General features: G+C 45.6%; 23 protein-coding genes. 20 read left to right on the top strand and 3 right to left on the bottom strand.

The annotated features are described in order from the left end of the window. The first annotated feature begins 10 nt into the window (after positions 1–10). From frsA to pgpA, 12 genes are all read left to right on the top strand, one after another. On the top strand, positions 11–1,264 hold the full coding sequence (gene frsA / locus IQQ51_RS15700) for an esterase FrsA (RefSeq protein WP_050619967.1): 1,254 nt from the start codon (positions 11–13) through the stop codon (positions 1,262–1,264). Positions 1,265–1,408: 144 nt separating this feature from the next. Beyond that, positions 1,409–1,798 carry a sigma factor-binding protein Crl gene (gene crl / locus IQQ51_RS15695; protein WP_017060787.1) on the top strand — a complete coding sequence of 130 codons (390 nt, stop codon included), beginning with the start codon at positions 1,409–1,411 and terminating at the stop codon, positions 1,796–1,798. A 76-nt stretch (positions 1,799–1,874) separates the two neighbouring features. Further along, the gene (proB, locus tag IQQ51_RS15690; protein WP_012604650.1) at positions 1,875–3,059 is read left to right on the top strand and encodes a glutamate 5-kinase; all 1,185 of its coding nucleotides are present in this window, start codon (positions 1,875–1,877) and stop codon (positions 3,057–3,059) included. 66 nt (positions 3,060–3,125) lie between these two features. Next, positions 3,126–4,376 carry a glutamate-5-semialdehyde dehydrogenase gene (locus IQQ51_RS15685; RefSeq protein ID WP_050711734.1) on the top strand — a complete coding sequence of 417 codons (1,251 nt, stop codon included), beginning with the start codon at positions 3,126–3,128 and terminating at the stop codon, positions 4,374–4,376. Positions 4,377–4,532: 156 nt separating this feature from the next. Beyond that, entirely contained in the window at positions 4,533–4,982 is a 450-nt protein-coding gene (gene nrdR / locus IQQ51_RS15680; protein WP_004734394.1) for a transcriptional regulator NrdR, read from the top strand. Positions 4,983–5,022: 40 nt separating this feature from the next. Further along, positions 5,023–6,099, top strand: coding sequence for a bifunctional diaminohydroxyphosphoribosylaminopyrimidine deaminase/5-amino-6-(5-phosphoribosylamino)uracil reductase RibD (ribD, locus tag IQQ51_RS15675; RefSeq protein WP_050649652.1), 1,077 nt, complete (start codon positions 5,023–5,025; stop codon positions 6,097–6,099). A 72-nt stretch (positions 6,100–6,171) separates the two neighbouring features. Continuing rightward, positions 6,172–6,828, top strand: coding sequence for a riboflavin synthase (locus tag IQQ51_RS15670; protein WP_193841546.1), 657 nt, complete (start codon positions 6,172–6,174; stop codon positions 6,826–6,828). A gap of 108 nt (positions 6,829–6,936) precedes the next feature. Further along, positions 6,937–8,046, top strand: a complete 1,110-nt coding sequence (ribBA, locus tag IQQ51_RS15665; protein WP_050644924.1) for a bifunctional 3,4-dihydroxy-2-butanone-4-phosphate synthase/GTP cyclohydrolase II — start codon at positions 6,937–6,939, stop codon at positions 8,044–8,046. 295 nt (positions 8,047–8,341) lie between these two features. Next, the gene (ribE, locus tag IQQ51_RS15660) at positions 8,342–8,812 is read left to right on the top strand and encodes a 6,7-dimethyl-8-ribityllumazine synthase (RefSeq protein WP_004741508.1); all 471 of its coding nucleotides are present in this window, start codon (positions 8,342–8,344) and stop codon (positions 8,810–8,812) included. Further along, positions 8,812–9,279, top strand: a complete 468-nt coding sequence (nusB, locus tag IQQ51_RS15655) for a transcription antitermination factor NusB (RefSeq protein ID WP_004734399.1) — start codon at positions 8,812–8,814, stop codon at positions 9,277–9,279. Before ribE ends, nusB begins: the two co-directional genes overlap by 1 nt. A 114-nt stretch (positions 9,280–9,393) precedes the next feature. After that, entirely contained in the window at positions 9,394–10,368 is a 975-nt protein-coding gene (thiL, locus tag IQQ51_RS15650) for a thiamine-phosphate kinase (protein WP_193841632.1), read from the top strand. Beyond that, complete coding sequence (gene pgpA / locus IQQ51_RS15645; RefSeq protein WP_017060782.1) at positions 10,368–10,874, top strand: phosphatidylglycerophosphatase A; 507 nt, start codon at positions 10,368–10,370, stop codon at positions 10,872–10,874. Before thiL ends, pgpA begins: the two co-directional genes overlap by 1 nt. 143 nt (positions 10,875–11,017) lie before the next feature. Here pgpA and dxs read toward each other — a convergent pair whose 3' ends face one another. Genes dxs through xseB form a run of 3 tightly spaced genes read right to left on the bottom strand, consistent with a single transcriptional unit; the run spans position 11,018 to position 14,070 of the window. Next, positions 11,018–12,901, bottom strand: a complete 1,884-nt coding sequence (gene dxs / locus IQQ51_RS15640; RefSeq protein WP_193841545.1) for a 1-deoxy-D-xylulose-5-phosphate synthase — start codon at positions 12,899–12,901, stop codon at positions 11,018–11,020. Positions 12,902–12,922: 21 nt separating this feature from the next. Then, positions 12,923–13,807 (bottom strand): (2E,6E)-farnesyl diphosphate synthase, encoded by an 885-nt coding sequence (ispA, locus tag IQQ51_RS15635; RefSeq protein WP_052878888.1) that lies wholly within the window; start codon positions 13,805–13,807, stop codon positions 12,923–12,925. 20 nt (positions 13,808–13,827) lie between these two features. Further along, positions 13,828–14,070: an exodeoxyribonuclease VII small subunit gene (gene xseB, locus IQQ51_RS15630; protein ID WP_004734405.1), complete on the bottom strand. Its 243-nt coding sequence runs from the start codon at positions 14,068–14,070 to the stop codon at positions 13,828–13,830. A 298-nt stretch (positions 14,071–14,368) separates the two neighbouring features. Between xseB and pomA the strand changes: the two genes are divergently transcribed. From pomA to IQQ51_RS27220, 8 genes are all read left to right on the top strand, one after another. Continuing rightward, positions 14,369–15,133, top strand: coding sequence for a flagellar motor protein PomA (gene pomA / locus IQQ51_RS15625; RefSeq protein ID WP_017060778.1), 765 nt, complete (start codon positions 14,369–14,371; stop codon positions 15,131–15,133). Positions 15,134–15,145: 12 nt separating this feature from the next. Beyond that, positions 15,146–16,093, top strand: coding sequence for a flagellar motor protein MotB (locus tag IQQ51_RS15620; protein WP_017060777.1), 948 nt, complete (start codon positions 15,146–15,148; stop codon positions 16,091–16,093). 316 nt (positions 16,094–16,409) lie between these two features. Further along, entirely contained in the window at positions 16,410–17,858 is a 1,449-nt protein-coding gene (thiI, locus tag IQQ51_RS15615) for a tRNA uracil 4-sulfurtransferase ThiI (protein WP_017060776.1), read from the top strand. Positions 17,859–18,518: 660 nt separating this feature from the next. After that, positions 18,519–19,427, top strand: coding sequence for a transcriptional regulator GcvA (locus IQQ51_RS15610; protein WP_012604639.1), 909 nt, complete (start codon positions 18,519–18,521; stop codon positions 19,425–19,427). Next, complete coding sequence (locus IQQ51_RS15605) at positions 19,420–20,043, top strand: alpha/beta fold hydrolase (protein ID WP_193841544.1); 624 nt, start codon at positions 19,420–19,422, stop codon at positions 20,041–20,043. The genes IQQ51_RS15610 and IQQ51_RS15605 overlap by 8 nt, the downstream gene beginning before the upstream one ends. Next, entirely contained in the window at positions 20,033–20,431 is a 399-nt protein-coding gene (locus tag IQQ51_RS15600) for a DUF423 domain-containing protein (RefSeq protein WP_017060774.1), read from the top strand. The genes IQQ51_RS15605 and IQQ51_RS15600 overlap by 11 nt, the downstream gene beginning before the upstream one ends. After that, positions 20,428–21,519: a 23S rRNA (cytidine(2498)-2'-O)-methyltransferase RlmM gene (rlmM, locus tag IQQ51_RS15595; RefSeq protein ID WP_017070491.1), complete on the top strand. Its 1,092-nt coding sequence runs from the start codon at positions 20,428–20,430 to the stop codon at positions 21,517–21,519. The genes IQQ51_RS15600 and rlmM overlap by 4 nt, the downstream gene beginning before the upstream one ends. Positions 21,520–21,971: 452 nt before the next feature. Then, the coding region (locus tag IQQ51_RS27220; RefSeq protein ID WP_228012899.1) for a TonB-dependent receptor plug domain-containing protein at positions 21,972–22,820 on the top strand (849 nt) is incomplete at its 3' end.

Raw genomic sequence — 22,820 nt, 5'->3', positions numbered from 1 at the left:
AAGTATCCCAATGTCTGAACCAGAAGAAACGAGCTCGAACCTTTCGGAAACGTTGTTTGTAAAGCACAAGCAGGCGAAAGAGACCTCAATGTTGACACAATACATGCCAAGCTCTGAAGCGTTATTGGATGAGAAGCGTGAACAGCAAAACTCATCATGGTATCGAAACCTAAGACGTCTTCAGTGGGTATGGCAAGGCGTTAATCCAATAGAGCAAGAAGCGGTATTGGCTCGCATCGCGTCATCAGATAACTCTCGTACAATCGACGAGTGGCTTGATACGGTCATGGGTTACCGAAGTGGTAACTGGGCATACGAATGGACCAAGCTGGGTATGCAGCATCAAAATCGTTCTAATGAGAAGAGCGGTGAAGAGATGGCTGAAGAGCTGTTTTCAGCATCGCTGTGCTTCAGTATTGCGGGTTACCCACATCTCAAGAACGACAACTTGGCAGCTCAGGCTCAAGTGTTGGCCAACGCAGCCTATTCTGAAGCGATCAAGCACACTAAGTTGATCGTCAAACAGATTGATATTCCATACCAAAACAAGAAGATCAAAGCGAACTTGCATTTAACTAAGACAGACAAACCACAACCGGTTGTGATTGTCAGCGCGGGTCTAGATAGCTTGCAAACCGATATGTGGCGCTTGTTTAGAGATTACTTAGCACCAAAGAACATTGCCATGCTAACAGTAGACATGCCATCGATAGGGCACAGTGCACATTGGCCGTTAACAGAAGACTCATCTTGTCTTCACCAAGCGGTGCTGAATGAATTGCCTAACATCCCATGGGTCGATCACCACAAAGTCGGCTTGTTTGGTTTCCGCTTTGGTGGCAATGCGATGGTGAGACTATCTTTCCTTGAGCAACATAAGATTAAAGCGTGTATCTCTTTAGGCGCGCCAATTCACGACATCTTTGTTCATGCCGACAAACTGAAACAGATGCCTAAGATGCATCTAGATGTGTTGGCTTCGCGTCTTGGTAAAGGGGCAGTTGATATCAATAGCCTTTCTGGGCAGTTGATGGCGTGGTCACTCAAGGTACAAGGTTTGCTGTCAAACAGTAAAACCAGCGTTCCTATCTTGGCATTGGCTCTGGAAGGTGACCCGGTTTCACCGCCAATGGATAATCAACTGGTTGCTATTTACAGTGATTACGGAAAAGCGAAGAAAATCAAAGCTAAGTCAATTACACAAGGTTATGAGCAATCCCTCGAATTGGCGATAAAGTGGCTTGAGGATGAATTATTTAGATGACATTTCTCCTAAATTAGTTAAGCATGAAAAGTGTACAAACTAAGTACCTGATACTCAGAGATAATTTATAAAATCCAAATGCGTAGTTTCTACGTATAACAGTCTGAGTAACGTCATTCTTAACATTGAAAATGGAGATTCAATATGTCAGAAGTGACACAACAACCTACGCATTACCGCTTGTTGAATGTTTTAAAGGCGATCGGGCCTTACTTAAGGGAACCGCAATCAGAAGAAGGCCACTATATCTTTGATTGCTTGTCTGTATGTGTGAACGATAAAAAATCACCAGAAGAACGCGAGTTCTGGGGCTGGTGGCTGGAATTGGATAAGTCGGAAGAGGGATATTCGGCGAAGTACAATATCGGCAAGTACAACATCGATGGTAACTGGGATTCTTTGCCGTTACCTAAAAAGGCGGTCGCTGAGGTATCTCGAACTCAAGAAGCCTTCCACAAAAAACTGGTTGATGAACTTCAAAGTAAGTTTGAAATCAGTATCCAATTAGACGAAGAGTCTGTCGAATTCGTCTAATTTTAAAGGTTACTCTTCTATATAAAGCAAAAAGGTGCGATTTCGCACCTTTTCTGCTTGTGAATTCCCCTTTTGATTGCTAAAACATCACCTCTTATTTGTTTTATCCATAAAAGACTTCATGACAACAAATCATCAAAGCGGGACAACAACACAGCGTAAAACTGTCGTTGTTAAACTGGGTACCAGTGTCTTAACTGGTGGAACATTGGCATTAGACCGCGCTCATATGGTTGAGCTGGTTCGTCAATGTGCTGAATTAAAAAAACAAGGCCACTCTGTGGTTATGGTTTCGTCTGGCGCAATTGCAGCAGGACGTGAGCACCTTGGTTACCCCGCACTTCCCAACTCAATGGCGAGCAAACAGTTGCTTGCGGCAGTTGGGCAAAGTCAGTTGATTCAAGTTTGGGAGTCTTTGTTTGCTATCTATGGCCTTAAGATTGGCCAGATGCTACTGACTCGTGCTGATCTCGATGATCGCGAGCGTTTTCTTAATGCACGTGACACGATCAACGCACTGGTTGAGCACGATATTATTCCGGTAGTAAACGAAAACGACGCAGTAGCCACCAACGAAATTAAAGTGGGCGACAATGATAACTTGTCGGCCTTAGTGGGTATTTTGTGCGGTGCTGATAAGCTTTTGCTACTAACAGACCAAAAAGGCCTGTTTACGGCTGACCCTCGTAAAGACCCAAATGCTGAGCTCATCAAAGAAGTGAAAACCATTGATGACACACTGCGCAAGATCGCAGGCGGCAGCGGTACGACATTAGGTACCGGCGGCATGGCGACAAAACTGCAGGCGGCTGATATTGCTCGTCGCGCAGGCATCGAAGTGATTATTGCGGCGGGCAGTGCTGAAAATGTGGTGTTTGACTCACTGAGTGACAACCCACAAGGCACACGTTTCTTGCCTTTAGCCGAAGCACTTGAAAACCGTAAACGCTGGATTTTAGCGGGCCCTGCTTCAGCAGGTGACATCGTGGTCGACGACGGTGCAGTAAACGCAGTCAACACCAAAGGCAGCAGCTTGTTGGCGAAAGGGGTTGTTCGAGTTAAAGGCGAATTTTCTCGTGGTGAAGTTACCCAAGTCACAGACAGCAAAGGCAAAGTAATTGCGCGTGGTATCGCCAGTTACTCCAGCCAAGACCTAGCAAAAATTGCAGGCAAGCACAGTAAAGATATTGGCGACATTCTTGGATACGATTATGGGTCAGAAGTCATTCACCGTGACGACCTAGTTGTGATTCAAGAGTAGCTCGTGATGATAAGGCGAATCGCCTTTTTGCATCCAAAGACAGACAGAATTTAGGGAGAGTTAAACGTGGATTTAACTAACATGGGTATCGCAGCAAAAGACGCTGCTTTCCACCTAGCGACCGCATCTACGGCGCAAAAGAATAAAGCATTGGCGATCATCGCTGATGAGCTAGAAGCAAACGCAGCAACGATTTTAGAAGCGAACGCGAAAGATATCGAATTAGGTCGCGAAGCAGGTCTAACCGACGCACTGCTTGATCGTCTACTTCTTAATGAAGAGCGCTTAACCGGTATCGCTAATGATGTGCGTAACGTGATCAGCCTGAACGACCCAGTTGGCAGCGAAATCGACAGTAAGGTACTGGAAAACGGTATGTCGCTGTCTCGTCGTCGCGTACCACTTGGTGTGGTGGGTGTTATCTATGAAGCGCGTCCGAACGTAACTATTGATATTGCAGCTCTGTGTCTGAAGACAGGTAACGCAAGCATTCTACGTGGTGGTAAAGAGACGTTCTTCTCGAACATGGAATTGGTTAAAGTTATCCAGTCTGCATTAGAGAAAGCGGAGCTTCCAGCCGCTTCTGTTCAGTACATCGAGAAGCCTGATCGTGAACTCGTTTCTCAACTGCTTAAACTGGATGACTACGTGGATATGATCATTCCTCGTGGCGGTGCTGGCCTGCACAAGATGTGTAAAGAGAACAGTACCATCCCAGTAATCATCGGTGGCTTTGGTATCAGCCATATCTTTGTTGATGAAAGTGCTGATCTTGAGAAATCTGTCGATGTGGTTGAAAACTCAAAAGTTCAACGCCCGTCAGCGTGTAACTCGTTAGATACACTGCTAGTGCATGAAGCGGTTGCTGAAGCTTTCCTAATTAAGCTGAAACAGCGTTTAGCAGGCAAGGTAACCTTGGTTGCTGATACCAGTGCAAAATCACTGCTAGCGGGTTTTGAAGACCAACGTGATGCGGTTGAAGGCGACTTTGATACTGAATGGCTAAGTTACACGTTAGGCGTGAAAGTCGTTGCGGATGTGGCTGAAGCGATTGACCACATGCGTGTACACAACGCGAGTCACTCAGATGCGATCATGACCAATAGCCTAGAGAGCTCAGAGCGTTTCATTAACTCTGTTGGTTCTGCAGCGGTTTATGTGAATGCATCAACACGTTTTACTGATGGCGCACAGTTTGGTTTAGGCGCTGAAGTCGCCGTGTCTACTCAGAAATTGCATGCTCGCGGCCCAATGGGCTTGGAAGAGCTGACAAGCTACAAATGGGTAGGTAAAGCGAACTATTTAGTCCGCGGTTAACGCTGGTCGTTAATTTTACTCCTCAGCTCATTTTTGAAATGGCGATCGAGTAGCAATAATCAATGAATCACCACACAAAAGGGCCTTAATTGGCCCTTTTTCTTTCCTAACGTTTGGCAATTCCGTTACACTGATATTCAATTATTTGGAGGTGATATGCATTGTCCTTTTTGTTCAGAGAACGACACTAAAGTAATCGATTCAAGACTGGTAGCCGATGGTCATCAGGTTCGTCGTCGCCGTCAATGCCTTGCATGTAGTGAACGTTTTACTACGTTCGAATCGGCAGAACTTGTGATGCCTAAAGTCATAAAGTCGAATGGAAACCGCGAACCATTTAATGAAGATAAAATGGTGGGTGGTGTACAGCGCGCCCTAGAAAAACGCCCAGTGAGTGCTGATGCGATTGAACTTGCGATCAGTACGATTAAGTCACAACTCCGTGCAACTGGTGAGCGTGAAGTACCAAGCGAGATGATTGGTAATCTTGTGATGGGCCAATTGAAAGAATTGGATAAAGTGGCGTACATCCGTTTTGCCTCTGTTTACCGCAGCTTTGAAGACATCCGAGAGTTTGGCGAAGAAATCGCTAAATTAGAGGATTAACTCCTCAATCATGTCAAACTTTACTCCCCTAGATTTTCAAATGATGTCGCGTGCTATTCAATTAGCGAAACGCGGCATTTACACTACTGCACCCAACCCGAATGTGGGTTGTGTCATTGTACAAACCGACGGTCAGATCGTTGGCGAAGGTTTTCATGCCAAAGCTGGCGAGCCTCATGCTGAAGTACATGCCATGCGAATGGCGGGCGATAAGGCAAAAGGTGCGACGGCTTATGTCACGCTAGAGCCTTGTTCTCATTACGGTCGAACGCCACCTTGTGCAGAAGGTTTGATTAAGGCTCAAGTTTCAAAAGTGATTTGCGCCATGCAGGACCCAAACCCAAAAGTCGCAGGTCGTGGTATCAAAATGCTACGCGATGCGGGTATTGAGGTTGAAATCGGTTTGTTAGAGCAAGACGCTCTCGACTTGAACCCTGCATTTATCAAGCGTATGCAAACTGGCATGCCATTCGTTCAGTTAAAGATGGCCGCTAGCCTTGATGGGCAAACGGCATTGGAAAATGGTCAAAGCCAGTGGATCACATCGCCAGAAGCGCGTCGTGATGTTCAGAACTACCGAGCAAAATCAGGCGCTGTGTTATCAACTAGCCAGACGGTGATTGAAGACAACGCGTCGTTGAATGTTCGTTGGGCAGAATTGCCAAGCAGCATCAAAGCTCATTACGCTGAAGACGAGCTGCGTCAGCCGATTCGCGTGATTCTTGATCGTCAAAACCAACTGCGTCCTGAACTCAAGTTATTCCAGACTCCAACATCCGTGTTGAGAGTAGCGGAAGCGTCTGCTGATATTAAAGTCGCAACCACAGATGCAGGTCAGCTCGATTTGCACGATCTGATGCGTCAATTACCTGCGAATCATATCGACCATATTTGGGTCGAAGCGGGCGCAACATTGGCAAAAAGCTTGATTGAAGAACAGCTGGTGGATGAGCTAATCCTCTATTTAGCACCTAAACTTATGGGCAGTGACGGACGAGGTTTGATGGGCGCATTAGGGCTCACTTCAATGTCTGACGTTATTGACCTAGAAATTAAAGATGTTCGACAGGTTGGTGTGGATATTCGCATCGTTGCGAAACCCGTATTTCGAAACTGATAGTAACGAAACCACAGTAGAAATAGTTACTCCAACTGCATACGTGTCGTTGACAACAAAAAGAGTTTTAAAATGTTTACAGGAATTGTAGAAGCCGTAGGTACATTGAGTGCAATCACTCCCCGCGGAGAAGACATCACCGTAACGGTTAATGTTGGTAAGCTTGATATGGCTGACGTTCAGTTAGGCGACAGTATCGCTACCAATGGTGTGTGTTTGACAGTTGTTGAGTATAACGACCACAGCTACAGTGCAGACCTTTCGCTTGAGACCCTGAAAAAAACGGGTTTTGTCGATTACCAAGCGGGCGATAAAGTTAACCTTGAGAAAGCGATGCTACCGACGACTCGTTTCGGTGGTCATATCGTATCGGGTCACGTGGATGGCGTGGGTGAGATTGTTGAACGTAATCAAGTCGGTCGTGCGATTGAATTCTGGGTGGAAATGCCAGCAGAAATCTCAAAATACGTGGCTCAAAAAGGTTCAGTAACAGTTGATGGCATCAGCCTGACTGTGAACGATTTACGTAAGAACGCATTCAAGCTGACTATCGTCCCTCACACTTCTTCAGAAACCACCATCGACCAATTCAATGTCGGTCGTAAAGTGAATCTAGAAGTTGATGTATTAGCGCGTTACATGGAGCGTTTACTGCAAGGTCAGCAACAAGAGTCTGAGCCTGAATCTCGATTAACGATGGAATTCTTACAGCAGAATGGTTTTGCCTAACCGTTGATACAAAGTGCGTTAAGCGAGACTTTGTAAAGCGAAGCAATATCATCAGGTTTAAATAGTGTCGGTTCTAGGAAGCAGAACCATTTCAAAGGATATAGAACAATGCCAATTAGTACTCCTCAAGAAATTATTGAAGACATTCGCCTAGGAAAAATGGTTATCCTGATGGATGATGAAGATCGCGAGAATGAAGGCGATCTGATCATGGCAGCAGAACATGTGACGCCAGAAGCGATTAACTTCATGGCGATGTATGGCCGTGGCTTAATCTGTCTGACGCTAACCAAAGAGCGTTCAAGCCGTATGGGTCTAGCCCCTATGGTTCAAGACAACAATGCACAGTACACCACGAACTTTACGGTTTCGATTGAAGCGGCTGAGGGTGTAACTACGGGTATCTCTGCATCAGACCGTGCAGTGACAGTTCAAGCGGCAGTGGCGAAAGATGCAAAAGCGGCTGATCTTGTTCAACCTGGTCATATTTTCCCACTGACAGCGCAAGATGGCGGTGTTCTGACTCGCGCAGGACACACAGAAGCAGGTTGTGATTTAGCACGCCTAGCAGGCTGTGAGCCAGCATCTGTTATCGTTGAGATCTTAAACGACGACGGTACTATGGCTCGTCGCCCAGATCTTGAAGTGTTTGCTGAAAAACACGACATCAAGCTAGGCACGATTGCTGACTTGATTGAATACCGCAACAACACAGAAACAACGATTGAGCGTGTAGCACAATGCCATTTACCAACAGAGTTTGGTGATTTCGAGCTGGTGACTTACCGCGATACAATTGATAACCAGATCCACTATGCGATGCAAAAAGGCGACCTAACTGAAGGTGCTCCTTTGGTACGTGTTCACCTGCATGACACGTTCACCGATCTGCTTCATTCAGACCGTGGTACTGAGCGCAGCTGGTCGCTAGATAAAGCGATGAAGCGCATTGGCGACGAAGGCGGTGTGTTGGTTATTCTTGGCAACGAAGAGTCGTCTGATTCTTTGATTCACAAAGTGAAGACATTCGAAGCGCAAGACAAGAACGAGCAGCCAACCATGGCGAAGAAGCAGGGTACCTCGCGTCGTGTTGGTGTCGGTTCTCAGATTCTTCAAGACCTAGGCGTGCACGATATGCGTCTGCTTTCTTCAAGCACTAAGCGTTACCACGCATTGGGTGGTTTTGGTCTTAACGTTGTTGAGTACGTTTGCGAATAAATCCTGTGTCAGCGAGCAGACGTTTCTCCGTTTGTAGCGACATAATTTACCGATGATTTCAGTGGCTCTTTTGGTGATAAATCTAGCCAAAAGAGCAAAGTAGCCAAGTTCGACTCAATACGTGTTCAATACACAAACTTGGCTCCTCGCTGTTCCAATATGCTTGGGATCAGCGCTGCATTATCATCTTTACATTGCCGGTGTCTGTTCTTCTAAATTACCATTAGATATTGCTCACAGTTTTGTGCTAGAATCCGGCGATTCTCACTTGATGAAAATAGTTAAAGGAAGGCTTATGAAAGTGATCGAGGGTGGCTTCCCAGCGCCAAATGCAAAAATTGCTATCGTTATTGCTCGTTTCAACAGTTTTATTAACGAAAGTTTACTTTCTGGTGCAATCGATACTTTAAAGCGTCATGGACAAGTAAGCGAAGACAACATCACTGTTGTTCGTTGCCCTGGTGCAGTAGAACTTCCACTTGTAGCGCAGCGCGTTGCAAAAACAGGTAAGTTCGATGCGATTGTATCTCTTGGTACAGTAATCCGTGGCGGTACACCTCACTTTGACTATGTTTGTAGTGAATGTAATAAAGGTTTGGCACAAGTGTCTCTGGAATATTCTCTTCCAGTAGCGTTTGGTGTTCTTACTGTTGATACGATCGATCAAGCTATTGAACGCGCAGGAACCAAGGCTGGTAATAAGGGTGCAGAAGCAGCACTTAGCGCACTTGAGATGATCAACGTTCTTTCTGAAATCGATTCCTAATGGGGGCCAGTGTGAAACCAGCCGCACGTCGTAACGCACGTCAATTTGCTCTACAAGCAATTTATTCTTGGCAAATTACTAAAGAAAATATTGCTACCGTTGAAGAACAGTTCTTATCTGGTGGTAAGTATGATGAAGAAGAGCATCATGCTGCAGAGCCTGCTCTTGCTATGCCAGAAACAGACGTTGCATACTTCCGCGACCTACTAACTGGTGTTGCTCTTAGCCACATGGAACTTGATAGCAAGCTTCGTCCATTCGTATCTCGCCCTATGCAAGATCTGGATCTGATGGAACTAGCGCTTCTACGTTTAGCTATGTACGAGATGACTCGTCGCGAAGATGTACCATACAAAGTGGTTATCAACGAAGCTATCGAGCTTGCAAAAGTATTTGCAGCCGAAGACAGCCATAAGTTTGTTAACGGTGTGCTTGATAAAGCAGCACCGCACGTTCGTAAGAAATAAGACGTTCGTATATTGAATCTAAAGGTCAGCTTTCATGCTGGCCTTTTTTGTAACTAAATTTCTGTAATATCCATGATTACGGCGATTTTTATGAGACTAAAGATAGGGCATGTGATGTCTGGCGAATTTAACCTGATTGAAAAATATTTTGTAAATCGACAACCACAACGTAAAGACGTTCTTCTAGCTGCTGGCGATGATTGTGCTTTGGTCAAAGCGCCGGGCAATGTTGAGATAGCGATCAGCACGGACACCTTAGTGGCTGGTACCCATTTCTTAGCTGAGGCGAATCCGGCTTGGGTGGCACACAAGGCGTTGGCTTCCAATATCAGTGACCTTGCGGCAATGGGCGCGACGCCTGCTTGGGTGTCATTTGCTTTAACCATGCCTGAAGTGGATGAAGCATGGCTTGCTCCTTTCTGTGACTCCTTTTTTAAACTCGCAGACTACTTTGGTATTCAGTTAATTGGTGGTGACACCACCAAAGGCCCACTAAGCCTGACACTGACTGTACAGGGCTTTGTTCCTGAAGGACGAGCGCTGCGTAGAGATGGCGCGAAAGTGGGTGACTGGATTTACGTAACAGGTAACCTAGGTGACAGTAAAGCTGGCCTAGAGGTACTACTGAACCCTGAGCAGAACAGAGCGAAGCCCTATGCTGCTGAGCTAGAAGAGAGACATTATGTGAGCGCTCCACGAGTGTTAGCGGGTCAGGCGTTGGTGAACCTTGCTTCATCGGCGATTGATATCTCTGATGGCGTTATTGCTGATTTAAAACATATCCTTAAGCGTTCTCAAGTTGGTGCGAGTATTGATGTAAGCACGCTGCCTATCTCTGCAGAGTTACGTCAGTTCACTCCTGATATCACTTCAGCTCAGCAATATGCGCTGACCAGTGGTGAAGAGTACGAACTGTGCTTTACTGTACCAGAAGAGAATAAAGGGTCGTTGGAAAGTGCTTTGTCACACACAGGTACAAAAGTCACCTGCATTGGCCAGATAAGACCTGTAGAATATTTTGAATTACACAATAATGGTGAACCACTAAGCTGGAACTTAACTGGTTACGATCACTTTAAGGTTAATTGATGACAAACCCACTTTCTCTTATTTCTCTTAAAAACCCTTGGCATTTCTTAGCAACGGGTTTTGGCAGTGGCTTATCGCCTATTATTCCTGGCACAATGGGCACGCTCGCGTCTATTCCGTTGTACCTGTTGTTGGTTCAGTTACCGTTTCCTGCTTACGTAGCTGTGGTGGTGGTAAGCTGCATTATTGGTATTAAGATCTGCCAAGTAACGTCTGATGATATGGGCGTGCATGACCACGGTTCTATCGTTTGGGATGAGTTTGCGGGCTTTTGGATCACCATGAGCTTAGTGCCTATGCTGAATATCCCTGCCGATGACTGGAAATGGCTGCTGACTGGCTTTGTGCTTTTCCGCTTCTTTGACATGGTAAAACCATGGCCGATTGGTTGGTTAGATGCGCGAATTCACGGCGGCTTAGGTATCATGATTGACGATATTGTAGCGGGTATTATGGCGGCTATTTCGTTGTATGCTGTAGCACATTTCGCTGGTTGGTTAGTGTGAGTTAGCTGAAGGGCTAAGGTTTCGCTGTCGATACACCAAACTAACTAATTGATACTAAAAAGGTTGACCCTAGGGCCAACCTTTTTTGTTTTTATTGCTTACGAGCTTACGAGCTTACGAGCTTACGAGCTTACGTATTAAGACTACTTAGCAAGGTAGTCCGAGATAGACTTCTCAATGCCTTTCGCATCCAAACCAAGCTCTTCATGCAGTTCGCCTTGAGTACCTTGAGCAATGAACTTGTCTGGTAGGCCAAGGTTCAATACTGGCATCAACAGCTTCTCTTGCATCAATAATTCAATCACACCTGCGCCCGCACCACCTGCAATCGCATTCTCTTCGATAGTCACCAGAACATCGTGGTCAGCAGCAAGTTGTTTGATCAGAGCTTCATCGAGTGGTTTTACAAAGCGCATATCTGCAACTGTCGCATCGATGGCGTCAGCGGCTTGAAGTGCACTCTCAAGGAAAGTACCGAAGCTTAGGATCGCGACTTTCGAGCCATCTTTTGCTTTTTTGCTTTCGCGAACGATACGACCTTTACCAATCTCAAGCGCGGTAAATTCATTTTGAATCTCAGTGCCCATACCATTACCGCGAGGGTAACGAACGGCACTTGGACCTGTGTGCTGGTGGCCGGTGTAAAGCATTTGGCGACATTCGTTTTCGTCGCTTGGCGCCATGATCACCATGTTTGGAATGCAACGCATAAAGCTTAAGTCGAATGCACCTTGGTGTGTTTGACCATCAGCGCCGACAAGACCAGCACGGTCGATAGCGAACATGACCGGTAAGTCCATGATAGCCACATCGTGGATCAGTTGATCGTAGCCACGTTGTAGGAACGTCGAGTAGATAGCGACAATCGGCTTGTCACCTGCAATCGCCATACCGGTTGCTAACGTCACAGCATGCTGCTCAGCAATCGCTACGTCGAAGTATTGTTCTGGGTACTCTTTCGAGAAACGCACCATGCCAGAGCCTTCACGCATTGCAGGCGTGATCGCCATTAGCTTAGGATCTTGCGCGGCCATATCACACAGGAAATCGCCAAAAATCTTAGAGAAAGTTGGTTTAGAGCTGGTGCTCTTAGGCAGACTTGAGTGTGCTGGATCGAATTTCGGTACGCCATGGTAACCGATTGGATCTTTCTCAGCTGGCTCGTAGCCTTTGCCTTTCTTAGTCATGATGTGCAGGAACTGAGGGCCTTTTAGGTCTCTCATGTTCTTAAGCGTTTTAATCAGCTCATTGACATCGTGACCATCAATTGGGCCAATGTAGTTAAAGCCTAACTCTTCGAACATGGTGCCAGGGACAACCATGCCTTTTAGGTGTTCTTCTGTACGACGAACCAGCTCTTTAATCGGCGGAACGCCTGATAGCACTTTCTTGCCGCCCTCACGAATTGACGTGTAAAGACTGCCAGAAAGAACTTGAGCTAGGTGGTTGTTTAGCGCACCTACGTTTTCAGAGATCGACATCTCGTTATCGTTCAGGATAACCAGCATGTCATTGTGAATATCGCCCGCGTGGTTCATGGCTTCAAATGCCATACCCGCAGTAATCGCCCCATCACCAATCACACTCACGACTTTACGGTTCTTGCCTTCTTTCTTCGCACTGATAGCCATACCAAGTGCAGCACTGATCGACGTTGAAGAGTGACCAACAGAAAGAGTGTCGTATTCGCTCTCTTGACGCCATGGGAATGGGTGCAGTCCATCTTTTTGACGGATAGTCGACAAGCGGTCGCGACGACCTGTAAGAATTTTGTGCGGGTATGCTTGGTGGCCAACATCCCAAACCAACTGGTCAAAAGGCGTGTTGTACACGTAATGCAGAGCAACTGTCAGCTCTACTGTACCTAAGCCTGACGCTAAGTGACCACTTGACTGGCTCACTGAGTTAAGAAGATAGGTACGTAATTCATCACAAAGCTGTGTCAGCGTCTCTTTTGGAAGTAGACGCAAATCCTCTGGCTTATCAGCCAAAGCAAGAGTTGGGTACTTTGATATATCAAGAGTCATAGGTAATGCGCGCTTATTGTCTTAGTTCTTGCGCTCGATGACGTATCGGGCGAACTCTTCGAGTGACTGGGTATTGTATGGGATTGCAGCCAAAGCTTGAAGCGCTTCCTGTAGCAGAGTTTGCGCTTTTTCTTGAGCGCCCTCTAAACCTAACAAAGAAGGGTAGGTGCTTTTGTTCAATTCTTGGTCAGAACCCTGTGGTTTACCCAAAGTTTCAGTATCGCCAGTGATATCTAAAATATCATCTTGAACCTGGAATGCTAATCCAATGGCATCGGCGTACTTGTCTAATTGAGGCATCACTTCAAACGCTTTTTCACCAGCAGCAAGCGCACCTAAACGAATCGCACATTTCATTAGCGCGCCCGTTTTATTGCGGTGAACTTCTTCTAACTCTTCTAGCGTGACAGAGCGGTTTTCAGCTTCAATATCAAGTGCTTGTCCAATACACATACCTTGTGCACCAGAGGCTTCAGCTAGGCGCTGAATCATTCGAACGCGATTGCTTTCACCGTCAGCACTTAATGTACCTTCCGCAAGTATAGTAAACGCGAGAGTTTGTAGTGCATCGCCCGTTAAAATTGCCGTTGCTTCATCGTATTTGATGTGACAAGTCTGATGGCCACGACGCAGTTCATCATCGTCCATTGCTGGAAGGTCGTCGTGAATCAGAGAATAGGCATGAATACATTCGATTGCAGATGCTGGAGTGTCGAGTTCTTCAGCGGTGCAGCCGAGCATTTCCCCTGTAATGTAGACAAGAAATGGACGTGCGCGTTTACCGCCTAAAAGTAACCCATAACGCATTGCGTTGATCAGGTTCTGATTTTGGTGTGGCAGGCGATCAAGCCAAAGGTTCAGTTGCTCGTTATTACGTGCTTGATAAGACAATAAAGTCTCGATCATAGGGGATCTCATACAATTCGTTATTCTGGTTGTGGGTTAAAGTCACTAAGTTCTGCGTTTTCATCATTTTGCAGTAGGATGCTAACACGCTGTTCAGCATCGTTTAGTTTGCTTTGACCGGCACGAGCGAGGGAGATGCCTCGTTCGAACTTTTTCAGCGCATCATCTAAAGCTAGATCACCATTTTCTAGTTGATCAACCAAGCCATCAAGCTCTTCGATTGCTGCTTCAAAGCTCATATTTTCAGGTTTCTTAGTAGCCATAATAAATCTGCGTTTGGAAAGATGAACGAACGTTACCCTAGGCCGCTGAGATGGTCAAATGTAACCAAGAAATTTTGCTAGAAAGTTCGTTTTTAAGGGGCTTGAACGCACTTTGCTTGAATAACCTTAGCTTTATCGAGTTTATGCGCTACGTATAAGAGCAAAGTAAGCCAATAGTTGGGATTCAAAAACGAAAAGTGTGATACTTAGGCCAAGAATTTACTAAAAGATCTTATAGTCTTGCCGATACAAAGATTATCGTCGACATAGAGCTACAAAAAAGCATGAGGAGTGCTCAGTGGATTTAGCAACCCTAATAGGTTTGATTGGTGGATTTGCCTTTGTAATTATGGCAATGATCCTAGGTGGAAGCCTCGGGATGTTCTATGACACGACATCCATTTTGATCGTAGTTGGTGGCTCAACTTTTGTTGTTCTAATGAAGTTCACCATGGGACAGTTCTTTGGCGCGACTAAAATCGCAGGCAAAGCTTTTATGTTTAAAGCGGATGAGCCTGAAGATCTTATTGCGAAAGTTGTAGAGATGGCTGATGCGGCTCGTAAAGGTGGTTTCTTAGCACTGGAAGAGATGGAAATTAACAACAGTTTCATGCAAAAGGGCATCGACCTATTGGTGGATGGCCATGACGGTGATGTGGTACGCGCTGCACTGCAAAAAGACATTGCATTAACCACAGAACGTCACGAACAGGGCGCGAAAGTGTTCTCTGCATTTGGTGATGTTGCCCCTGCAATGGGCATGATTGGTACCTTGGTTGGTCTGGTTGCGATGCTTTCGAACATGGATGATCCAAAAGCGATCGGTCCTGCAATGGCGGTAGCACTTTTAACCACTCTATATGGTGCGATTCTTTCGAACATGGTGTTCTTCCCAATTGCCGACAAGCTTGCGCTGCGTCGTGACCAAGAGACACTCAACCGTCGTTTAGTTATGGATGGCGTACTCGCGATTCAAGATGGTCAGAACCCACGAGTAATCGATGGTTACCTCAAGAGCTACCTAAACGAAGGTAAGCGTACGATTGATGGTGAACCTGCGTAAGAGGAGTTGAAGATGGATGAAGAAAATCCATGTAAATGTCCTCCTCCGGGGTTGCCTCAATGGATGGGGACATTTGCTGACTTGATGTCACTGCTGATGTGTTTCTTCGTACTGCTGCTCTCATTCTCTGAGATGGACGTACTGAAGTTCAAGCAGATCGCTGGCTCGATGAAATTTGCGTTTGGTGTACAAAACCGCTTGGAAGTGAAAGACATTCCTAAAGGCACCAGCATCATTGCACAAGAGTTTCGACCTGGTCGTCCAGAGCCGACACCGATTGATGTGATCATGCAGCAGACGATTGATATTACGCAGCAAACGCTTGAGTTTCATGAAGGTGAATCTGAGCGTGCTGGCGGTACCATGCGTGATCAAGGCAAGATGACCGGAGGCAAGTCGCCAGAGGTCTCGACTCACGACAATCAAAACTCTGAGTCAGACCAACAGCAACAACAAGCTGAAGCTCAATCCCAAGAGATGGAAACCTTGATGGAAAGCATCAAGAAGGCGTTGGAGCGAGAGATAGACCAAGGCGCGATTGAAGTTGAAAATCTTGGCCAGCAGATTGTGATTCGAATTCGTGAGAAGGGTGCATTCCCATCGGGTTCTGCTTTCCTACAGCCTAAGTTCCGACCTTTGGTGAGACAGGTTGCTGAGTTGGTGAAAGATGTTCCGGGTATCGTTCGAATCTCAGGGCACACCGATAATCAACGTCTTGATTCCGAGCTTTATCGCTCTAATTGGGACTTGTCATCACAGCGAGCAGTGTCTGTTGCTCAAGAGATGGAAAAGGTGCGTGGTTTCTCTCATCAACGCTTGAGAGTACGCGGCATGGCGGATACCGAGCCAGTCGAGCCAAACGATACTGAATGGCAACGTAGCCTCAACCGCCGCGTTGAAATCAGCATCATGCAGGGCGAGCCGCTTTACAGTGACGAAGTGCCTGTTATTAATGAATAGCCTATACGTGCTCACGCGGTAGCATGCAGATAGCATCGAAAGCCCAACCTTATAATGAGGTTGGGCTTTTTGTTTGCTGGTCTTCAATGGTTCTCTGCGGTATTTATGTCGTTTCGAAACCTGCTACTGTTAATAACAAGCGGTTTAATGAGGGTGTTACAGCAAGCACTCTTTTCCTTGCTTCACTTTCTCATGTATAATTCGCGCCCTTAGATTTAGATATGATCTATTCTTGCTTCAAGTGCTGTGTAAATTCTCTAATTTACTTGGCGATGAGCGTTTTCAAAATTTTGAACATTAATGTTGTGAAAGTACTATGAAATTTATTGTTAAGCCCCATCCGGAAATTTTTGTAAAAAGTGAATCGGTGCGTAAGCGCTTCACAAGGATTCTAGAGTGCAACATTCGTAACGTTATTCAACGTCGCTGTGAAAGTGTTGCGGTATTCAACCGTCGCGATCATATTGAAGTGACGTCTGAGAGTGACCAGTACTACGCAGAAGTGTTAGAGGCTCTGACTCACACTCCAGGTATTCACCACTCTCTTGAAGTTCAACAGTCTGAATTCAAAGACTTGCACGATATTTACGAGCAAGTACTAGAACGCAGCCGTGCTGACATTGAAGGCAAGACTTTCTCTGTACGTGCTAAGCGTCGTGGTAAGCATGACTTTACCTCTATTGAACTTGAGCGCTACGTAGGCGGCGGTCTAAACCAAGCAGTTGAGTCAGCGAAAGTTCGACTTAAGAACCCTGATGTAACCGTTAAGGTTGAAGTGGCTAACGACAAGCTAAACCAAGTTCTAGCTCGCCACAAAGGCCTAGGTGGTTTCCCTCTTGGTACTCAAGAAGATCTACTGAGCTTGATCTCTGGCGGTTTTGATTCTGGTGTTTCAAGCTACCTGCACATCAAACGTGGCTCTAAGGTTCACTACTGTTTCTTCAACCTTGGTGGCCCAGCCCACGAGATTGGCGTTAAGCAAGTGGCTCACTACCTATGGAATAAATACGGCTCATCTGCAAAGGTGAAGTTCATTTCTGTAGACTTCGAACCCGTGGTTGCTGAAATCCTTGAGAACGTAGAAGACGGCCAAATGGGCGTTGTTCTTAAGCGTATGTTCATGCGTGCTGGTGGTATGGTTGCAGAGCGCTTCGGTATTGAAGCTCTAGTAACGGGTGAAGCACTTGGCCAGGTTTCTAGCCAAACGCTAACTAACCTTCGCCACATCGACAACGTGACAGACACTTTGATTCTTCGTCCGCTTATCAACTGGGATAAAGAAGACATCATCGACCTTTCTCGTATCATCGGTACTGAAGACTTCGCTAAAGTAATGCCTGAGTACTGTGGTGTTATCTCTAAGAAGCCAACAGTGAAAGCGAAGAAAGGCAAACTGGAAGCAGAAGAAGCTAAGTTTAACTTTGAAGTGCTGGATCAAGTGATCGAGAACGCTCGTGTTATGGATATCCGTGACATCGAGAAAGAGAGCCAAGAGCAAGCGCCTGAAGTTGAACAAGTTCAAGCTGTTGCTGAGCACGCTATCGTTCTTGATATCCGTAGCCCAGAAGAAGAAGACGAAAGCCCATTAGAGATCGAGGGTGTTGAAATTAAACACATCCCATTCTTCAAGCTTTCGACTCAGTTTGGCGACCTAGACCAAGCGAAAGAGTACTTGCTGTACTGTGACCGTGGTGTAATGAGCCGTCTACAGGCACTTTATCTACAAGAGCAAGGCTTCCATAACGTTAAGGTTTACCGCCCATAGTGGTGTGTTGACCAAGCGTTAATCATTTTGCAAAGCCGCTTACTGAAAAGTAAGCGGCTTTTTTATTTTCTATTGTGAATGATTTACAGTAGTCAGACAGAGGCGTGAGTTTGGGCGTGCTATCGTCATGCTCAGCTTTGAAATAGAAAGAGTAAGCTCTAAACGGGCTTATAAGTACCGAAGATGTGTGAGTATCTTGAAGTATTCTGTTACTTTTTAGTGCAACTCAATGGTGCTATTTGTATGTGTTCAGTTGATTATTTGAGTGGGTGTCTGATTCTGTGATTGGCGATGAAAAATAATAAAGATTAATTAGCACAGCTATTGATAAACTTGTTGTTACATTTCTTTGCACATAAAAAAACACCGCCCATAAGGCGGTGTAAACAAATTTGACAGACAGGTCAAAATAAATACAGGAAGTACATGCCTCGTTTCAGTATAAACTGCAACAAAACATTTGGTAGAACTCTACCCAACTCGAAAAGAACGAGTTTGCAAACACAACATCGCAGGAGCTAAGCCAATTGATTCTAGAGAGAATCAAGCCGTTCAGGCTAGCTGCTGCGGGATGAAATATAGAATTTCTCTGGCCGCTAGGCAATGGACAAATTATAATGTTTCAGATAAAAAAAACTAATGCTTATTTAGAGAGTAACTATGTCTCGTCGATTACCCCCATTAAACTCGCTAAGAGTGTTTGAAGCTGCTGCTCGACACTTGAGTTTTACGCGTGCCGCAGAAGAGTTGTTTGTTACTCAAGCGGCGGTCAGTCATCAGATCAAAGCGCTTGAAGAATTCTTATCTTTGAAGCTGTTTCGCCGAAGAAACCGCTCTTTGCTGCTAACTGAAGAAGGTCAAAGCTACTTCTTAGATATCAAAGATATTTTCACATCACTGGCAGAAGCGACAGACAAAGTGCTTGAGCGAAGTGAGAAGGGCGCATTGACCATCAGTTTACCGCCGAGTTTTGCTATTCAATGGTTGGTACCAAGGCTCGCTGACTTTAATCAGCAAGAGCCTGATATTGATGTAAGAATCAAAGCCGTTGATATGGATGAAGGCTCGCTAACCGATGATGTAGACGTCGCTATCTATTATGGTCGAGGTAATTGGTCGGGGCTCAGAGCCGATAAGCTTTACCAAGAATACTTGATCCCTCTTTGCTCACCTTCCGTGCTGCTAGGAGTAAAACCATTAGAATCTCTCAGTGATTTAGCATGCCATACGCTATTGCATGATACTTCTCGAAAGGATTGGAAACAGTTCGCTAAGCAAAATGGCATCGACGGGGTAAACGTCAATCACGGTCCTATCTTCAGTCACTCAACCATGGTGCTGCAGGCGGCTGCTCACGGCCAGGGCATTGCTCTAGGTAACAACGTGTTGGCGCAGCCTGAAATAGAAGCAGGTCGTTTGATTGCGCCTTTTGATGAAGTGTTGGTGAGTAAGAACGCCTTCTATGTGGTTTGTCATGAGAAACAAGCCGACATGGGTCGTATTGCTACCTTCCGCGACTGGATGCTAGCGAAAGCGCAAAGTGAACAAGAGGACTTACTCGATGAATAACGTCATCATTGATGGTGAAGACAATCCGATCACCTTTATCTTTGCCCATGGTGCTGGCGCAGGTATGGATCATGAGTTCATGCAGTCGGTAGCCAAAGGGTTAGCCTTTAAAGGGATAAGAGTGATTCGTTTCAACTTCCCTTACATGATTAAACGTGCTGAAGATGGTAAGCGTCGTCCACCTGACAGAGCGCCTAAGCTACTTGAAGCCTATCAAGAGATTATTGAGCAGGTTGATGCCGATAAGCTTGTGATTGGTGGTAAGTCGATGGGAGGGCGTATGGCGAGCCATTTGTCTGAACTTGATAAGGTGGCAGCAATGGCGTGTTTAGGCTTTCCTTTCCACCCACCAGGTAAACCCGAGAAATACAAAGGTGAGCATCTGGCTGAGTTAGCAAAACCGTGCCTCATTTTACAAGGTGAGCGCGATACCTTTGGTAAGCGTGAAGAGTTTGCTGACTTTGATCTGTCTGATTCTATTCGTGTTGAATTTATTCCTGAGGGCGACCACAGCTTTAAGCCGCGTAAGAGTTCTGGTTACACCGAACAGCAGAATATTGCGTTAACCGTTGAGAAGTTATCAGCGTTTATCAAAGAGGTGCTCAATGAGAAGTAAGTATTTACTCACGTTTGCTGGCATCTCTGGCGCGGTTGCTGTGATGCTTGGCGCCTTCGCGGCTCACGGTTTGAAAGCTATTTTACCTGAGTATCTGCTAGGCGTGTTTGAGACTGGTGTTCAGTACCAGTTTATCCATACTCTGGCGATATTGGCGTGTGGTGCTCTGCTGCAGATGAAACTTGGCGCTAAATCACAAAAATATTTTTTCATTGCGGCAATTTGCTTTATCATCGGCATCCTTTGTTTTAGTGGCAGCCTTTATGGCTTAGCACTGACAGGAATAAAATGGTTTGGCCCTATCACTCCGTTTGGTGGTCTACTATTTATCATTGGTTGGGGAGTCTTCTCCTTCGCTGCTTTGAATATAAAAGAGGTAACTCAGTGAAACACGTACTACTTTATTGTCGCTCTGGTTTTGAAAAAGAATGTGCTGGCGAAATTCAAGACAAGGCAACACAACTGGAAGTGTTTGGTTTTCCTCGCCTAAAGAACAATACAGGCTTTGTATTGTTTGAATGTTATCAAGCAGGTGAAGCCGACAAGTTGATCAAAGAGATCGATTTCCAATCACTGATCTTTGCTCGTCAAATGCTAGCAGTGGCTGTTGAAATCAAAGACCTGCCAACTGATGACCGTATTTCTCCAATTCTTGAGGCGCTTTCAGAGAAAGAAGGTTTCCCTCGTTGTGGTGATATCCGTATCGAAACACCAGATACTAACGAAGCAAAAGAGCTTTTGAAGTTCTGCCGTAAGTTTACTGTGCCGATGCGTCAAGCTATGCGTGGTAAAGGCCTGATGACAGCGAAAGATAACGCTAAGAAGCCTGTGCTTCATTTATGCTTCATCGCTCCGGGTCACTGTTTTGTTGGTTACTCTTACCCAACGAACAACTCACAGTTCTTTATGGGTATCCCTCGCCTGAAATTCCCGTCAGATGCGCCAAGCCGCTCTACATTGAAGCTAGAAGAAGCATTCCACGTATTCATCCCTCGTGATGAGTGGGACGAGCGTCTGGCTCCAGGTATGTGGGGTGTTGATTTAGGTGCATGTCCAGGTGGTTGGACTTACCAATTGGTTAAGCGCTCGATGTTCGTTCACTGTGTTGATAACGGCATGATGGCAGACAGCCTAATGGAAACGGGTCAAATTAAGCACCACATGGTGGATGGCTTTAAGTTTGAACCAGACCGTAAGAACGTAACTTGGATTATCTGTGACATGGTAGAGAAGCCTGCTCGTGTTGCACACCTTATGGGTGAGTGGATCATCAAAGGCTGGGCGAAAGAAGCACTGTTCAACCTTAAACTGCCTATGAAAGGTCGTTACGATGAAGTACTGCAAGATATCGAGAACCTAAAAGTGTTCCTTATTGAGAACAAAGTGAAGTTCAAGATGCAGGCTAAGCACCTTTACCACGATCGCGAAGAGATCACGGTTCACATTCAAGCGCTTTCAAACATCTCACCGCACTAATATTTACGTTAGTGTGTCAGTCTCAGTATCGAGATAAAGAAAATGCTCCTTTAAGGGGCATTTTTTGTATCTGCAATTTGGCAAACTCTGGGTTGAATCTATGGCTATTGTCGCTAGAAATCGCATTCATTAGTCTGGTACTGGTGTTGTTATAATCAATACAACTGACATGAACATCGCTAAATATCCTACATTAGCCGTGGTTTGAGATGAAAAAAGCCGTAAGTGAACGAGACTTACGGCTACCTAATTCAGGGGTGATTCGAACAAGGCTTTATTCAATAATTCAGCAGCAAAACGAAGTAAGTTTTACAGCCAGAACATGTTAATCAAATTCTATTTTATTAAAAGTAAGTGAATGTAAGTAAAGAATGTAAATGATAAGAATTATCATTCAAATTATGTAATATTCACGCCTCCTCACTCGAACTTGTAAAATATAAAAATAGAATATGAAACTTAAAGCACTATCAGTGGCCGTAACGGTTGCCTTAACTTCATTTACAGCACTTGCTGCCGACGAACAAGAAACCGTAGTGGTTATCGGTTCCGCTCTTGATCAACTTGTTCAGACTGAAATCAACTCAGACACCCTTGAAAAGAAACAAGCATCAGACATCAAGGATGTTTTGAACACTATGCCGAGTGTGACGGTAGACGGAAATGCACGTTACTCTCGTAAAGTCTATGTACGTGGTATGGAAGATAAATTTGCCGTTGTGACCATTGATGGCGCTCGTCAAGAAGGGCAACTATTCCACCACTCGGGCGATCAAGCGATTGACCCTGCGATGCTTAAGCGTGCTGAAATTGAGCTGGGTGGTAACTCAGCGCTATCGGGTTCTGGAGCGATCAACGGCTCATTTAGCTACGAAACCAAAGACCCAAGCGATTTGCTTAAATCGGGCGAAAGTGTTGGTGCTCGAGTAAAAACAAGCTACCAAACGGCTTACGAGCGTTTCGCAACCAACGTTGCTGTGTACGCAAAAGTGAACGACAAGCTGCAGTTCATGGGCATTGCAAATTACTCAGAAGATGGCGACCTGCATATTCCTGATCAGGAAGCGGTAACGTCTAAGCAAGGCGAGCTTAAGTCTGGTTTGGCTAAGGTTGTCTTCATCCCGAATGATGCCAACGAATTTAAATTGACCTTCAACCGCTACAACGATGGTGGTAAGCGTCAGCTGTCTGGTGAGAAGGCAGGTGCACTGTATGCTGATGATGAACACAACTACCACTCGCTAAACCGCGATACAGTAACTTTGCAACATGAGTACGATGCGGGCAGTGATTTGGTACAT

The sequence above is a fragment of the Vibrio sp. OPT18 genome (assembly GCF_015163615.1).
Taxonomy (GTDB): Bacteria; Pseudomonadota; Gammaproteobacteria; order Enterobacterales; family Vibrionaceae; genus Vibrio; species Vibrio coralliirubri.
Note: the sequence above shows the minus strand (reverse complement) of the source record. Positions and strands in the feature narration are given on the sequence as shown.

Excerpts from the sequence above, each read along its gene's own strand:
- frsA (WP_050619967.1), top strand. The coding sequence starts at position 11 with ATGTCTGAACCAGAAGAAACGAGCTCGAACCTTTCGGAAACGTTGTTT.
- crl (WP_017060787.1), top strand. The coding sequence starts at position 1,409 with ATGTCAGAAGTGACACAACAACCTACGCATTACCGCTTGTTGAATGTT.
- nrdR (WP_004734394.1), top strand. The coding sequence starts at position 4,533 with ATGCATTGTCCTTTTTGTTCAGAGAACGACACTAAAGTAATCGATTCA.
- ribD (WP_050649652.1), top strand. The coding sequence starts at position 5,023 with ATGATGTCGCGTGCTATTCAATTAGCGAAACGCGGCATTTACACTACT.
- IQQ51_RS15670 (WP_193841546.1), top strand. The coding sequence starts at position 6,172 with ATGTTTACAGGAATTGTAGAAGCCGTAGGTACATTGAGTGCAATCACT.
- ribBA (WP_050644924.1), top strand. The coding sequence starts at position 6,937 with ATGCCAATTAGTACTCCTCAAGAAATTATTGAAGACATTCGCCTAGGA.
- ribE (WP_004741508.1), top strand. The coding sequence starts at position 8,342 with ATGAAAGTGATCGAGGGTGGCTTCCCAGCGCCAAATGCAAAAATTGCT.
- nusB (WP_004734399.1), top strand. The coding sequence starts at position 8,812 with ATGGGGGCCAGTGTGAAACCAGCCGCACGTCGTAACGCACGTCAATTT.
- thiL (WP_193841632.1), top strand. The coding sequence starts at position 9,394 with ATGTCTGGCGAATTTAACCTGATTGAAAAATATTTTGTAAATCGACAA.
- pgpA (WP_017060782.1), top strand. The coding sequence starts at position 10,368 with ATGACAAACCCACTTTCTCTTATTTCTCTTAAAAACCCTTGGCATTTC.
- dxs (WP_193841545.1), bottom strand. The coding sequence starts at position 12,901 with ATGACTCTTGATATATCAAAGTACCCAACTCTTGCTTTGGCTGATAAG.
- ispA (WP_052878888.1), bottom strand. The coding sequence starts at position 13,807 with ATGATCGAGACTTTATTGTCTTATCAAGCACGTAATAACGAGCAACTG.
- xseB (WP_004734405.1), bottom strand. The coding sequence starts at position 14,070 with ATGGCTACTAAGAAACCTGAAAATATGAGCTTTGAAGCAGCAATCGAA.
- IQQ51_RS15620 (WP_017060777.1), top strand. The coding sequence starts at position 15,146 with ATGGATGAAGAAAATCCATGTAAATGTCCTCCTCCGGGGTTGCCTCAA.
- thiI (WP_017060776.1), top strand. The coding sequence starts at position 16,410 with ATGAAATTTATTGTTAAGCCCCATCCGGAAATTTTTGTAAAAAGTGAA.
- IQQ51_RS15610 (WP_012604639.1), top strand. The coding sequence starts at position 18,519 with ATGTCTCGTCGATTACCCCCATTAAACTCGCTAAGAGTGTTTGAAGCT.
- IQQ51_RS15605 (WP_193841544.1), top strand. The coding sequence starts at position 19,420 with ATGAATAACGTCATCATTGATGGTGAAGACAATCCGATCACCTTTATC.
- IQQ51_RS15600 (WP_017060774.1), top strand. The coding sequence starts at position 20,033 with ATGAGAAGTAAGTATTTACTCACGTTTGCTGGCATCTCTGGCGCGGTT.